This is a genomic window from Plantactinospora sp. CNZ320 (genome assembly GCF_002846275.1).
In genome coordinates this window covers 7,045,858-7,058,874 of sequence record NZ_PJMP01000001.1, presented here as the reverse complement: position 1 = coordinate 7,058,874, position 13,017 = coordinate 7,045,858, and the positions used below count along the sequence as shown (strand labels likewise).

15 protein-coding genes are annotated in these 13,017 nt (G+C 70.1%); 1 reads left to right on the top strand and 14 read right to left on the bottom strand.

The features are described 5' to 3' along the window. Window positions 1-45: 45 nt before the first annotated feature. The 10 genes from lepB (CLT71_RS31560) to CLT71_RS31515 form a co-directional block, all read right to left on the bottom strand. Window positions 46-693, bottom strand: coding sequence for a signal peptidase I (gene lepB / locus CLT71_RS31560; protein ID WP_101370309.1), 648 nt, complete (start codon window positions 691-693; stop codon window positions 46-48). Then, complete coding sequence (gene lepB, locus CLT71_RS31555) at window positions 690-1,595, bottom strand: signal peptidase I (protein WP_101370308.1); 906 nt, start codon at window positions 1,593-1,595, stop codon at window positions 690-692. The genes lepB (CLT71_RS31560) and lepB (CLT71_RS31555) overlap by 4 nt, the downstream gene beginning before the upstream one ends. A 195-nt stretch (window positions 1,596-1,790) precedes the next feature. Further along, window positions 1,791-2,147: a 50S ribosomal protein L19 gene (gene rplS / locus CLT71_RS31550; RefSeq protein ID WP_101370307.1), complete on the bottom strand. Its 357-nt coding sequence runs from the start codon at window positions 2,145-2,147 to the stop codon at window positions 1,791-1,793. Between the two features lie 141 nt (window positions 2,148-2,288). Then, entirely contained in the window at window positions 2,289-3,065 is a 777-nt protein-coding gene (gene trmD, locus CLT71_RS31545; RefSeq protein WP_101370306.1) for a tRNA (guanosine(37)-N1)-methyltransferase TrmD, read from the bottom strand. Window positions 3,066-3,131: 66 nt separating this feature from the next. Beyond that, window positions 3,132-3,704 carry a ribosome maturation factor RimM gene (gene rimM / locus CLT71_RS31540; RefSeq protein ID WP_101370305.1) on the bottom strand — a complete coding sequence of 191 codons (573 nt, stop codon included), beginning with the start codon at window positions 3,702-3,704 and terminating at the stop codon, window positions 3,132-3,134. A 13-nt stretch (window positions 3,705-3,717) separates the two neighbouring features. Further along, window positions 3,718-3,978 (bottom strand): RNA-binding protein, encoded by a 261-nt coding sequence (locus CLT71_RS31535; protein WP_192767609.1) that lies wholly within the window; start codon window positions 3,976-3,978, stop codon window positions 3,718-3,720. Further along, entirely contained in the window at window positions 3,953-4,462 is a 510-nt protein-coding gene (gene rpsP / locus CLT71_RS31530; RefSeq protein WP_101370304.1) for a 30S ribosomal protein S16, read from the bottom strand. Before rpsP ends, CLT71_RS31535 begins: the two co-directional genes overlap by 26 nt. A gap of 464 nt (window positions 4,463-4,926) precedes the next feature. Further along, entirely contained in the window at window positions 4,927-5,793 is an 867-nt protein-coding gene (locus tag CLT71_RS31525; protein WP_101370303.1) for a carbohydrate ABC transporter permease, read from the bottom strand. Continuing rightward, on the bottom strand, window positions 5,790-6,629 hold the full coding sequence (locus CLT71_RS31520) for a carbohydrate ABC transporter permease (RefSeq protein WP_486483559.1): 840 nt from the start codon (window positions 6,627-6,629) through the stop codon (window positions 5,790-5,792). Before CLT71_RS31520 ends, CLT71_RS31525 begins: the two co-directional genes overlap by 4 nt. A 158-nt stretch (window positions 6,630-6,787) precedes the next feature. Continuing rightward, window positions 6,788-8,095, bottom strand: a complete 1,308-nt coding sequence (locus tag CLT71_RS31515) for an extracellular solute-binding protein (protein ID WP_101370301.1) — start codon at window positions 8,093-8,095, stop codon at window positions 6,788-6,790. Window positions 8,096-8,236: 141 nt separating this feature from the next. Here CLT71_RS31515 and CLT71_RS31510 point away from each other — a divergent pair, with 141 nt between their 5' ends. Further along, window positions 8,237-9,295, top strand: coding sequence for a LacI family DNA-binding transcriptional regulator (locus CLT71_RS31510; protein ID WP_486483558.1), 1,059 nt, complete (start codon window positions 8,237-8,239; stop codon window positions 9,293-9,295). A gap of 84 nt (window positions 9,296-9,379) precedes the next feature. Here the strand turns inward: CLT71_RS31510 and CLT71_RS31505 are convergent, their stop codons facing one another. The 4 genes from CLT71_RS31505 to CLT71_RS31490 form a co-directional block, all read right to left on the bottom strand. Further along, window positions 9,380-10,024 (bottom strand): ribonuclease FAU-1 family protein, encoded by a 645-nt coding sequence (locus tag CLT71_RS31505; RefSeq protein ID WP_101370300.1) that lies wholly within the window; start codon window positions 10,022-10,024, stop codon window positions 9,380-9,382. A 21-nt stretch (window positions 10,025-10,045) separates the two neighbouring features. Next, complete coding sequence (gene proS, locus CLT71_RS31500; protein WP_101370299.1) at window positions 10,046-11,452, bottom strand: proline--tRNA ligase; 1,407 nt, start codon at window positions 11,450-11,452, stop codon at window positions 10,046-10,048. A 140-nt stretch (window positions 11,453-11,592) separates the two neighbouring features. Continuing rightward, window positions 11,593-12,672 (bottom strand): amidohydrolase family protein, encoded by a 1,080-nt coding sequence (locus CLT71_RS31495; RefSeq protein ID WP_101370298.1) that lies wholly within the window; start codon window positions 12,670-12,672, stop codon window positions 11,593-11,595. Between the two features lie 81 nt (window positions 12,673-12,753). Further along, entirely contained in the window at window positions 12,754-12,987 is a 234-nt protein-coding gene (locus CLT71_RS31490; RefSeq protein WP_101370297.1) for a PDDEXK family nuclease, read from the bottom strand. Window positions 12,988-13,017: the final 30 nt, after the last annotated feature.

The following is a 13,017-nucleotide window of genomic DNA, read 5'->3' as shown; positions in this document are numbered from 1 at the left end:
CGTCCGCGTCCGGCCCGCCGCCGGCCGCGCGCCGACCGCGACGCCTCAGCCCTGCGGGTTGGGAATCGCGCCGTAGGAATCGGGTACGGAGAGCCAGGTGGCCCGGCCGACCGGCCAGAAGACGGTGAAGGCCCGCCCCACCACCGAGCCCTCCGGGATCGTCGCCACCTGGATGTCCTTGCGGCTCTGCTGCCAGTGCTCCAGCGAGTCACCGGATGCGGATCGATGATCACCCATCACCCAGAGTCGCCCCTCCGGGACGGTGATGTCGAACTCCTCGTCGGCCGCCGGGTCCTGCACCCCGTTCTCGGTGAAGATGTACGGCTCGTCCAGCGACTGACCGTTGATCATCAGTCGGTCCTCGGCGTCGCAGCAGACCACCCGGTCGCCGCCGACTCCGATCACCCGCTTGATGAAGTCCTCACCCTCGGGTTTGCCTGTCCACTCGGTGGGTGCCTTGAACACGATGATCTCGCCCCGATGCGGTGCGCGGAAATCGTAGACCAGCTTGTTGACGAGCACCCGGTCGTAGATGTCGAGCGTGTGCTCCATCGACGGCGACGGGATGTAGAAGGTCTGTAGCACGAACGCCCGGACCAGCACCGCGACCAGCACAGCCACGCCCACCAGGATGGGCAGCTCCCGCCAGAACGAACTGCGGGGCTTGGACTTGTCGGTCTGCTCGTCAATCACTGGTGGAGCCTACGATGCCGGGTCCGGCGAGAGCGCCGGGAACGCGCGGTAACGAGCAGAGAGCCCAAGATTGGCATAGCAATTGCCATTTCTCCCGTGTCTGCGCTGTTTTGCGGACTGTCGGTGGGCGCCTCTCCGGGGGCGGGAGCCGCCACCGGTTTCGGCAGTTTGTCGAAGGTGTCCGGCACCGGCAGCGAACTCCAGTGCCCGAACGGCCAGACGACGACGAAGGCCCGGCCGATCACGTTTTCGATCGGTACCGGGCCCTGGCAGCGCGCGTCCTGCGACACCAGTCGGTGATCGCCCATCACGAAGATCTGGCCGGCCGGAACCACCACCTCGTCGAAGCGCCGCGACCGGCATTCCTGGCGGTTGGGCGGTACGTCCAGTGGGGAGTTCTCCAGCACGTACGGCTCGTCGATCGGGGCACCGTTGACGGTCACCCGACCCTGGTCGTCGCAGCACTGCACCCGGTCGCCGGGCAGCCCCACCACGCGCTTGATGAAGTCCTTCTCGCCGGGGCGGCTCACTCCGACCAGGTCTCCGATGGTGCGGCCGAGCTTGGCCACGAACCCCGGATCGGCCTGCTCGCGGACCTCGGGCGCCCAGGCCGCCGTACCCCGGAACACCACGATCTCGCCCCGGTCCGGATCGCGGACGTCGTAGACGATCTTGTTGACCAGGACCCGGTCGCCGATCAGCAGAGTGTCCTCCATGGACCCCGAGGGGATGAAGAACGCCTGGAGCAGGAAGGTCCGGATCAGGACCGCGAGGCAGAACGCCACGATCAGCAGTAGCGGAAGCTCCTGCCACAGTGGCATCTGCTTACGCGTACGGCGGGATCGGCGGGGCCGACGACGCCACGGTTCGACATCGTCCTCGTCGTCCACCCTACGCACCACGCAACTCCCCGGTCCCGAGATACAGCGCCATCACCCACTGGTCGGCGACGGGCACCGCGAGCCGAAGCGCGGGGTGAACGGGCGACCCCGGCAGTCGCCGGGGTCGCCGCGTCTCGCGTCTGCCCGTGCGGCAAGCGTAGTCGGCGTTCGCCGGCTCGGCACCCCACGATCGACGTCGGCGCGGTCAGCGGGAGGTCAGCCGACCCGCTTCTCGCGCTTCTCCTTGATCTTGGCCTTCTTGCCGCGCAGCTCACGGAGGTAGTAGAGCTTGGCCCGGCGCACGTCACCCCGGACCATCACTTCGATCCGGTCGATACCCGGGCTGTTGATCGGGTACGTCCGCTCCACCCCGACCCCGAAGCTGATCTTGCGTACGGTGAAGGTCTCCCGCAGGCCCGCTCCGTGGCGCCGGATGACGACACCCTCGAAGACCTGGACCCGGGACCGGCTGCCCTCGATGACTCGGGCGTGCACCTTGACGGTGTCACCGGCACGGAAATTGGGCACGTCGGTCCGCTGCGACTGGGCGTCGAGGGCGTCCAGGGTGTTCATCGCTGCATCCTTGAAGACTCACGGCGCACCGGGCGTCGGCACGCGGATGGGTGATTCTGATCTCCACGGCGGGGCCCGGCACGGCAACCCCGGCGGAGATCCTCGCAGCCGTCCGTGGCACGGGCGACTGCGGCAACCCCCCTACTTTGCCATATCGCCGGCCGGAGGCTGAAATCCGGCCCCGGCCAGGGCGGCGACGTCCCGTTTGTCCAACTGCTCGGCCGGCAGTGCGGCGAGCATGTCCGGCCGGCGCCGGGCCGTCCGGACCAGTGCCTGGTCCCGCCGCCACCGGGCGATCCGGCCGTGGTCACCCGAGCGCAGGATCTCGGGTACGTCCTGCCCGCGCCAACTCGGCGGCTTGGTGTAGACCGGCGCCTCCAGCAGGCCGTGCGCGTGCGACTCCTCGGCGAGCGAGTCGGCGTTGCCGAGCACCCCGGGGAGCAGGCGGGTCACCGCCTCCATGATCACCAGGACCGCGACCTCGCCGCCGAAGAGCACGTAGTCGCCGAGCGAGACCTCGGTCACCGGCATCCGGGTGCCGGCGTGTTCGAGTACCCGCTGGTCGATCCCCTCGTACCGGCCACAGGCGAAGACGAGGTGGGACTCGGCGGCCAGCTCGTGCGCCATCGCCTGGCTGAACGGGATCCCGGCCGGGGTGGGCACCACCAGTCGGCTGCCGGACTCCCGACCGGGCGGCACCAGGGCGTCCAGCGCCTCACCCCAGGGCTCGGGTCGCATCACCATGCCGGGCCCGCCGCCGTACGGGGTGTCGTCGACCGTACGGTGCACGTCGTGGGTCCAGGTCCGCAGGTCGTGCACACTCACGTCGAGTACGCCGGCCGCGCGGGCCCGCCCGATCAGCGAGAGCCCCAACGGGGCCAGGTACTCGGGAAAGATCGACACCACGTCGACGCGCATGTAAGGAAGGGCCCCCTCTTATCGCATTCTGTATAGGAAGGGGCCCTTCCTAACAGAACTCGCCGCTCAGAGATCCAGCAGCCCCGGCGGTGCGTCCACCACCACCCGGCCGGCGGCCAGGTCCACCTCGGGAACGATCGCCTTGACGAACGGGATCAACGCGGTCCGCCCCTCGGGGCGGCGCAGCACCAGCAGGTCCGAGGCGGGGGCGTGGTCGATCCGGGCCACCTCGCCGAGCGGCTCACCGGCCGGCGTGACCACCGCCAGACCCACCAGTTGGTGGTCGTTGAACTCGTCCGGGTCGGCCGGGGCCGGCAGCCCGGCGCTGTCGACCCAGAGCAGGGTGCCGCGCAGCGCCTCGGCGACGTCACGGTCGTAGACGCCGTCGAAGGTGACCAGCAGCTTGCCCTGGTGCCAGCGGATGGCCTCGACGGTCAACTGCTCGGGCACCCGGACCAGGTCGCCGTGCTCGGTGACCGGGGCGGGTGCGGCCGGGCCGGTGCCGGAGGCCGCCGCCGGGTCGGTGCGCAACACCGCCCCGGCAGCGAACCGTGCCTCGGGATCGTCGGTCCGCACCTCCACGGTCACCTCACCGCGAATGCCGTGCGGACGGCCGATCCGGCCGACGATCAGGAGCATCGGGATCCGCGGATCAGTACGAGTCGACGATGTCGACGCGTACCCCACGACCACCGATCGACCCGATCACCTGGCGCAGCGCCTTCGCGGTGCGGCCGGAGCGGCCGATCACCGTACCCAGGTCCTCGGGGTGCACCCGCACCTCCAGGCGCTTGCCGCGCCGGGAGTCGACCATCCGGACCCGTACGTCGTCCGGGTGGTCGACGATGCCCTTGACCAGGTGTTCGAGCGCCGGCCGGAGCGCCACGTCAGGCCTGCTCGCCGGAGCCCGCACCGGCCTGCTCCTCGGTCTTGGGTGCCTCGGCGGGTGCCGCCTTCGCCTCGGCGGGTGCCGCCTTCGCCTCGGTGGGTGCCGCCTTCGCCTCGGCGGGCGCCGCCTTGGCCGCCTTCTTCGCCGGCTTGGCCGACTCGGTCAGCCCGGCCGCCGCCTTCGCCTCGGCCTCGTAGGCCGCCGTGCGGTCGGCCCGCTCCGGCGCCACCAGCAGCGGCGGCGGGGCCGGCAGGCCCTTGAACTTCTGCCAGTCGCCGGTCTTCTCCAGCAGGCGCTGGACGGCCTCACTCGGCTGGGCGCCGACAGAGAGCCAGTACTGCACCCGGTCCGACTTGACCTCGATCACCGAAGGGTGCTCCTTCGGCTGGTAGATCCCGACGAACTCGATCGCCCGACCGTCACGCTTGGTGCGCGAGTCGGCGACGACGATGCGGTATTGCGGGTTGCGGATCTTACCCATCCGCAGGAGCCGGATCTTTACGGCCACAGTGTGTTCGCTCCTGTTGCGATTCTCACCGTCCCGGACACGGGCGGTGCGCGGGTGAGAGCCGACCGGCACAGTGGGGTTGAGCCGGAGACTGCTCGATGGACTGGCGACACGCCCGGGTTAGAGGGCGCCGGACGCGCGCCGGATACCAGCGACCCATTCTGCCAGACCCGACCGGAGAACCTCACACCGGCCGGCGAACTCGCCGACGGCCTCGCCGGCAGGGCAGGCGCTGGCGGTCACGGCGGGCCGCCAGGAAGGGGCCCCGCTGCGACAGAAAGCTCTGTGCGAGGGCCCTTCCCGACACCTGGCCCGGCCGGTACGCCCGGCGCGGACCCTGATCATCCGGCCGGGCCGTGATCCGGCACAGACCTTGATCATCCGGCCGACGTCCGCCGACAGAACAGCCGTACCGCGGACCTGATCCGGCTGTACCGGCCCTTCCTGGCTCGTACCGCCGCCGCTCAGCCCTTCACGGCGCCCTGGAGGCCGCCGACGATCTGCTTCTCGGCGAAGGTGAAGAAGAGCAGTGCGGGCAGCATCGCCAGCGAGGTGAAGGCGAGAATTCCCGCCGTGTCGGAGGTGTACTGGCTTGAGAAGTTCTGCACGCCGAGTGGCAGGGTGTGCAGACTGACGTCGCCGAGCACCAGCAGCGGCAGCAGGAACGCGTTCCAGCTCGCCACGAACGCGAGGATCCCGACCGTCACCAGCGCGGGCCGGGACAGCGGCAGCACGATCAGCCAGAGGAAGCCGAGCCGGCCCGTACCGTCGATCGCGGCGGCGTCCTCCAACTCGCGCGGGATGGCGGCGAGGAAGGGACGCAGGATCACGATCGTGAGCGGCAACGCGAAGGCGATCTGCGGGAGGATCACCGCGTAGTAGGAGTTGATCAGGTTCAGGTCGCGCAGCATCAGGTAGAGCGGCAGGATCGCCGCCCCGGCCGGGAAGAGCAGGCCGAGGGTGAAGAAGGTGTAGAGCGCCTCGCGCCCGCGGAAGGTGTACCGGGCGAGCACGAACGCGGCGCAGACACCGAGCACCACGACGCCGAGCGTCGTACCCAGGGCGATCACCGCGCTGTTGAAGGCCTGGCCCCAGAAGTCGCTCTGGGTCAGCACCCTGGCGTAGTTGTCGAAGACCCACGGGTCGGGCAGCCCGGCCGGGTTCGCGACGATCTGCGGGGTGGTACGGAATCCGCCGACGATCACGTAGACGACCGGGGCGATCGACACGGCCGCGACCGCGAGCGCCAGCGCGTAGGTGAGCGGGTTGCCCCAGGACACCGGTCGGCGCTTGGACGGTGGGGGCAGGACAGCGTTCGCGGCCACGGTCAGTTCACCCTTCTGGTGATGGCACCCTGGATGTCACGGCGCAGGAGGAAACGCTGGAACAGCAGCGCCGCGACGAAGGAGATGACGAAGAGGATCACGGCCACCGCGTTGCCGTAGCCCCACAGTCGGGCGAAGAAGCCGTTGTCGACCATGTAGGTCGCCATCGTTGCCGACGCGCCGAGCGACCGGACCGAGGAGACCGAGGTCACCCAGATCACGTCGAAGACCTGCAACGAGCCGATCATCGACAGGAACATCCAGATCCGGATCGTCGGGCCGAGCAGCGGAAGTGTGATGTGCCGCTGCACCTGCCACCAGCTCGCGCCGTCGATCGCGGCGGCCTCGGTCAGCTCGTGCGGCACGTTCGACAGGCCGGCGAGCAGCAGGATGATGGCGAAGCCGACGTACTTCCAGGTGAGGACGAAGAGCAGCGTCCAGATCACGATGTCGAGGTCGGCCAGCCACGCCTGCACCAGGCTGCCGAGTCCCAGCGACCGCAGCAGCGCGTCGACGGTCCCGCCGTCGGTGAGGATCAGCTTCCACATGATGCCGACGGTGACCTCGGCGAGCACGTAGGGCACGAAGACCAGCAGGCGGAAGACGGTGCGGCCCCGGAAGCGACGGTTGAGCAACAGCGCCACGCCGAGCGCGATGGGGCCCTGGATCAGCAACGACCCGACCACGATGATGGCGTTGTTGCGCAGCGCGTCGAGGAAGATCGGGTCCTCGAAGGCGAGGATGTAGTTGTCGAACCCGACGAAGTCGGTGGGCGGTCCGACCCCACGCCAGCGGAAGAGGCTGTAGTAGACCGCGAACCCCATCGGCACCAGCACGAACATCACGTAGACGATGACCGCCGGCGTGGTGAGCCCGATGATCTCGTACCACTTACGTCGGTTCTCGGCCCCGCGCGAGGATCTCTGTCTCCGGGCGGGCCGGACACCCGCCGGCGGCGCGGACGCGCCGCCGGCGGGGTTCAGGGTTGAGTTGGTGGAGGTCACTTTCGTGCGGCCGCCTTCATAGCCTCGACGACCTTCTCAGGGGTGCCGCTGCCGGCGAAGATGGCGACGATCGCGTCGTTCATCGCGTTGCCGACGGTGCTGCCGAAGGCCGTGTCCAGCCAGAGCTGCACGTAGGTGGCGTTGGAGGTGGCCTCGAGGATGGACTTCAGGGCGGGGTCCGCGACGCCGCCCTCGGCGCCCTTGGCGACAGGCAGGCCGGTGCCGGTCTCGGCGTAGGCCTTCTGCACCTCGGGGCTGACGATGTACTTGAGGAACTCGACGCACTCGGCCGGAGCGTTCTTGGCGCAGGAGAACCCGTCACCACCGCCGAGGGCGGCCTTCGGGTCGCCCGCCGAACCGCTGATCGCCGGTACCGGGAACCAGCCGAGGAACTTGGCCAGCGCCGCCTTGTCCTCCGCGACGGTCTCCAGGGTGCCCTTGTTCCAGTCACCCATGAGTTCCATCGCGGCCTTGCCGTTGGCGAGCAGGCCGTTGGCGCTGGTCGGGTCGTTCTGGCCCGGGGTGGCGATGAAGTTGGGCTGGAACGGGTTGGTGCCGATGAAGGTCTTCAGGTCCGCGCCGGCCTTCACGAAGCACGGGTCGTCGAAGACGGTCTCTTTGGAGGCCTTCTTCAGGGTGTCGACCGAGCAGGCGCGCATCGCGAAGTTGTACCACCAGTGCGCGGCGGGCCACTTGTCACCGGCGCCGAGGGCGATCGGGATGACGTTGATCGCCTTGAGCTTGGTGACCGCGTCGTTGAGCTCGTCGAACGTGGTCGGCGGGGCGGTGATGCCCGCCCGCGCGAACATGTCCTTGTTGTACCAGATGCCCTCGATGCCCATCCGGTACGGCAGGCCGTACTGCTTGCCGTCCACGGCCCAGATCTCGGCCGCGCTGCCGATGTTCTCGATCTCAGCCTTGGCCGACTCGGTGATGTCCTTGAGGTAGTCGGCCTCCACCTGCTCGCGCATCTCGCCGCCGCCCCACGCGTTGAAGATGTCCGGCGGGTCGGTGGTGAGCAGGGCGGCGGGGAGCCGGGTGCGCTGGAGCTGGTTGGTCTCGATCGCCTCGATCTCGATCTTGACGGTCGGGTGCAGCGCGGAGAAGTCCTTGGCGACCTTCTCCCAGTAAGTCTTGCCGGGACCGTCCTGTGAGGCGTTGTGCCACCAGGTCAGGGTGACCGGGTTCTTGTAGAGTTCCTCTTCAGCGGGCTCTTCGCTCTCGCCGCCGCCACATCCGGCAGCAAGGAGTGCGCTGGTCGTAAGCAGCGCCAGGACGGTGCCCGCGCGGCCTTTCATCGCCATCGAATGTCTCCTCGACTAGTCAGTCGCGGTACTCAACCTGAACGGGGAGTTTTACAGCCGCGTAACGCGGTGTCAACCGTTGTCGATAACGGTTTCGACTCCCCTGTCGTGGGGTCCTGGCAGACCTCTATCATCGTCGGCGTGGCGTTTCCGCAGCGCGTCAAGATGTCGGACGTGGCCCGTACGGCCGGCGTCTCCGTCGCGACGGTATCCAAGGTGGTCAATGGCAGGTACGGCGTGGCCCAGGCGACCGTCGAGCGCGTCCAGCAGGTCATCCACCAGCTCGGGTACGAGGCCAGCCTCGGGGCGCAGAGCCTGCGCAGCCACCGCACCAACGTGCTCGGCATCCTGGTCGCCGAGTTCGAACCGTTCTCGACCGAGCTGCTCAAGGGGGCGTCCCGGGAGGTCGCCGGCACCGGCTACCAACTGCTGGCCTACTCCGGCGGCGACGGCGACCACACGGCCATCGGCTGGGAGCGGCGGTCGCTGGCCCGGCTCTCCGGAACCCTGATCGACGGAGCGGTGATCGTCACCCCGACCGTTGTCGAGACCAACCAGGGCTTCCACGTCGTGGCCGTCGACCCGCACACCGGCCCCTCCGGCCTGCCCACCGTCGACTCCGACAACTTCGCCGGCGCCGTGCTCGCGACGAACTACCTGCTGTCGCTCGGTCACCGTCGCATCGGGCACATCAGTGGACGCTACGACCTCGAGTCGGCCCGGCTGCGCGAGGCCGGGTTCCGCAAGGCGATGGCCGACGCCGGCGTACCGGTGGACGAGCGGTTGGTGCGGGTCGGCGGGTTCCGGATCGAGAGCGCCGCCGGTACCGCCGCCGAACTGCTCGCCCTTCCCGACCGGCCGACCGCGGTCTTCGCCGGTAACGACCTCTCCGCGATTTCCACCCTCGACGTCGCCCAGAGCATGGGACTGCGGGTGCCCGACGACCTGTCGGTGATCGGTTTCGACAACGTACCGGAGTCGGCCCTGGTCAACCCGCCCCTGACGACGATCATGCAGCCCCTGCAACGGATGGGCGCGGAGGCGTTGCGCCTGCTCATCGACCTGATCAGCGGCGTCGAACGCGACACGCACATCCGGCTACCCACCGAACTGGTCGTCCGGGCGTCCTGCCGCCCCTACGGCGCCGGCCAGCAGACCGACCTGCCGCTGCCCGCCACCGTCACCCCGACCGGCGACTGACTCCCGTCGCCGCTCGGCGCACCCTCTCCCGCCCCCGGCGCTCTGCGCACCCTCCCCCGCCCAGGATGCTCGGCCCGGACCGGGTCAGCGCACCGGCGGGCGGTCCCAGCCGGGTGGCAGATCCGGCGAGGTCCAGGCCGGATCGGGGACGAAGTCGCACCAGGTGCCGTCGAACGGGAACTGCGCCGCCTCGGCAATCTTGATCACCCGCTCCCCCTCGGCCCGTACCGCAGCCGGGTCCGGCACCCAGTAGTGCTCCGGGAAGGCGAGCCGCTCGGCGAACTCCTCCTCGTCCTTCCACTCCCAGGTGTGGTCCGGCCAGACCACCACGTCGAGGTCCTGGTCCACCATGTCGACCCCGGCCAGGTCGCCGTCGTCCCAGCGGATGCCGTGTTCCTCCAGATTGACGTACCAGTTGACGAACCGCTCCGAGGCGTCCCGGAAGAACCAGACCGAGTGGTCGGCCCCGGCCGGCAGGAACTTCAGCACCGGCGGGCCGTGCCAGGTGCCGACGTGCAGCCGGTAGTCCGAGCCGACCCACTCGGAGAACGGCAGCGCCCGCATCCCCCGGCCGTCCGCGGTGACCTCGCTGGCCACCCGGGAGTCCCGGGCGATCCAGAGCAGCAGGCCACGGTCGTCGTCGCTCACCACCCGGGCCGAACGGACCCAACCGATCCGGCCCCGCCGCACGTTGCGGTGCACGATGACACGGCCCGGCGCGAAGCGCATGCTGATCCCGGTCCGGCCGGGTCAGTAGGAGCGGGCGAGGATGGCGGTCAGCTCCGGCTCGTCCTCCGAGTCCGGCACCGAGCCGTCGGCCCGACGCAGGCAGCGGACGGTCACGCCCTTGGCGTTCGCCTCCGCCTCCCCCTCGGCACCAACGGCCGACCAGGGCACCCGGGCGAAGCCGGTGCCGGCCGCCTCGATCGCCTCGGCCAGCGAGTCCACCGAGAAGGTGTGCGACTTCCGCCGGGCCAGCGCCTCGTCGTAGAGCGCCTTCTGGTCGGCGTCGAGCGCGGCGAGCACCCCGGCCACCACGTCCGGCACCGGGACCGGAGTCTTGGCGCCGGTGGTCCGGCGGACCAGCACCGCGTTGCCGGCGGCGAGGTCGCGGGGACCGAGCTCGACGCGTACCGGATAGCCCTTGAGCTCGGCGTCGACGGCCCGGCGGCCGAACGGGGTGTCCACCCGGTCGTCGAGGGCGACCCGGACCCCGGCGTCGCGCAGCGCGTCGCAGAGCTTCGCGGCGGCCTCGGCGACGCCGTCGCCGGCCTTCACCACCATCACGTACGCCTGCACCGGCGCCAGCTTCGGCGGCACCCGCAGCCCGTTGTCGTCGCCGTGGCACATGATCAACCCGCCGAGCATCCGGGTCGAGCTGCCCCAGGAGGTGGTCCAGGCGTGCTCGACGCTGCGCTCGGCAGAGGTGTAGGTGATGTCGAAGGCGCGGGCGAAATTCTGCCCCAGCTCGTGCGAGGTGCCCATCTGGAGCGCCTTGCCATCACCCATCATGCCTTCGAGGGTGTAGGTGCGGGTGGCACCGGCGAAGCGTTCCCGGGCGGTCTTCAACCCGACCAGCACCGGGATGCCGAGCACCCCGACCATGAAGTCCTCGTAGACCTCGTGCAGGATCTTCCGGGCGTACGCCCGCGCGTCGGCCTCGTCGGCGTGCGCGGTGTGCCCCTCCTGCCAGAGGAACTCGCTGGTCCGCAGGAAGATCCGGGGCCGCAGCTCCCAGCGCACCACGTTGGCCCACTGGTTGAGCAGCAGCGGCAGGTCCCGGTAGGAGTCGACCCACTTCGCCATGAACTCGCCGATCACCGTCTCGCTGGTCGGCCGGACCACCACCGGCTCGGCTAGCTGCTTGCCACCACCGTGGGTGACCACCGCCAGCTCGGGCGAGAAGCCCTCGACGTGCTGCGCCTCGCGACGCAGGTAGCTTTCCGGGATGAAGAGCGGAAAGTACGCGTTCTCGGCGCCGGCCAGCTTGATCCGGGCGTCCATCTCGGCCTGCATGCGCTCCCAGATGGCGTAGCCGGCCGGTCGGATGACCATGGTCCCCCGCACCGGGCCGTTGTCGGCGAGCTGCGCCTTGGCGATCAGGTCCTGGTACCAGCGGGGGAAGTCCTCCGCACGGGGAGTGAGCACGCGTGCCATGAGGGCACATCCTATGCGTCCACCCCGAAGCCGACACGCGCGGGCCGGGGAAAGGAAGGGCCCCTTGTTATCGCTTTCTGTTGTAGAAGGGCCCCCGCCTAACAACCCTGCGGGGCGGCTCGGGGCGACATCGGGGACGGTCAGCGCACCACCCGGCCGCGCAGCACGATGCGCTGCGGTGCGCGTACGACCCGCAGGTCGGTCCGGGGGTCGGTGGGGTAGACCACCAGGTCGGCGAGGCCTCCCTCGACCAGGCCGGGGAAGCCGAGCCAGGCCCGGGCCCGCCAGGAGGCGGCGGCCAGCACGTCGACGCTGGACATGCCGGCCCGCTCGTGCAGCAGCAACATCTCCTCGGCGGCCAGCCCGTGGTCGATCCCGCCGCCCGCGTCGGTGCCGACGTAGATCGGCACCCCTGCCTCGTACGCCGCGCCGACCACGGCTGGGAAATTGTCGCGGAGCGCGAGCATGTGCTTGGCGTACCCGGGGAACTTCGCGGCGGCCCGCTCGGCGATCTCGCCGAAGGTGTCGATGTTGATCATCGTGGGTACCAGGGCGGTGCCGCGCCGGGCCATCTCGTCGACGAGGTCGACGCTCAGCCCCGTGCCGTGCTCCACCGAGTCGACCCCGGCCCGGACCATCAGCTCGACACCGACCTCGGAGAAGGTGTGCACCGCGGCCCGCGCCCCGGCCGCATGCGCGGCGGCCACCGCGGCGGCCACGGTCTCCGGATCCCAGGAGGGCGCCAGGTCGCCGACGTTCCGGTCGATCCAGTCGCCGACCAGCTTGACCCAGCCGTTGCCGGCCCGGGCCTGCTCGGTCACCGCCGCCGGCACGTCGGCGGGTTCCACCTCGACCGCGATGCCCCGCAGGTACCGCTTCGGCGGCGCGACGTGCCGCCCGGCGCGGGCCAGTCGGGGCAGGTCCGGCTCGTCCTCCAATTCCGGGTACGGGAACGGCGAGCCGGCGTCCCGGATCGCCAGTACCCCGGCGTCCCGGTCGATCCGGGCCAGCTCGCGGGCCTGGTCCAGCGAGGTGATCGGCACCGACCCGGGAGCGATGCCCGGGTGGCAGTGCGCGTCGACCAGACCGGGCAGCACGAAGCCGCCGTCTGCCACCGTCACCGCTCCGGGAACCGGGGTGAAGGTGACCCGGTCACCGACCAGCCACAGGTCGCGGACCTCATCGTCCGGGAGTACGACCCCTCGTACGTGCAGCGCCATGCGCACATTCCTACCCGATCGAGGACGGCCCACCCGCCGCACCCCGGCCCGCCCCGCCGAGGCTCACCTCCGAACCGGAACCTATGCCTCGGCGCGCCCGCGCAGCCCGGCCCAGCGAGCGGTCAGCGCCGGCAGGTCGACAGTCACCTTCCACGGCCGCTCCGTGCCGAAGATGTCGTCGGTGTGCACGGCCGGCTCGTACTCGCCGGACGGCCCGAGTACGAACTCGGTGAGCGTAATCCGTTCGTGCAGCGGGTCGACCACCCAGTAGGTCGGCACCCCGGCGTGGGCGTAGACCCGGGCCTTGGCGTACATGTCCCGGAAGGACGACGGACATCGTGTCCG